This window comes from Gilliamella sp. wkB292 (assembly GCF_001690235.1).
Taxonomy (GTDB): domain Bacteria; phylum Pseudomonadota; class Gammaproteobacteria; order Enterobacterales; family Orbaceae; genus Gilliamella; species Gilliamella apicola_F.
This window is the reverse complement of the sequence record NZ_LZGO01000054.1, coordinates 1-424: the sequence shown is the minus strand read 5'-3', so window position 1 is coordinate 424 and position 424 is coordinate 1. Positions and strand designations below refer to the sequence as shown.

1 protein-coding gene is annotated in these 424 nt (G+C 20.5%); it reads left to right on the top strand.

Translation table 11 applies throughout. The annotated features are described in order from the left end of the window. Window positions 1-273 (top strand): hypothetical protein (locus tag A9G09_RS13015; protein WP_218056857.1); only part of this gene is annotated, 273 nt, incomplete at its 5' end. Between the last annotated feature and the right edge of the window lie 151 nt (window positions 274-424).

Sequence of the window (424 nt, the reverse complement as noted above, 5' to 3'; positions counted from 1 at the left end):
TGTATTTTAAGACATCAAATTTATGGAAGAAAAAATTTTATTGATTCTTATTATATTTTCAAATCAAAGCTTTTATGGAAGTTTTGGTCTTGTAACGAAGATAATATAAATTATAAATATAAAAAGTCGGTTTTAAAATTGAAATACAAGCCTATTAGGTTGTTATGTTTTGTGATTGGTGTTTTACCTTATTTACTGGTGAATAGAATTGAGACAAAATTGAAGAATAAGATAAATTCTATAAAACATAAAATTGCTTTGTTAAAAAAATAAATATATAACCTTGAATACTGAATAATTTTATAATTACATAAAAAGTATTTAACTATTTCAAATTAACATTTGATGATTTTCTAACTTGAGAAAAAGTTATATATAATCGAAATTTATAAGATGTGCTACTCAGTTATTTGAATATTAACTT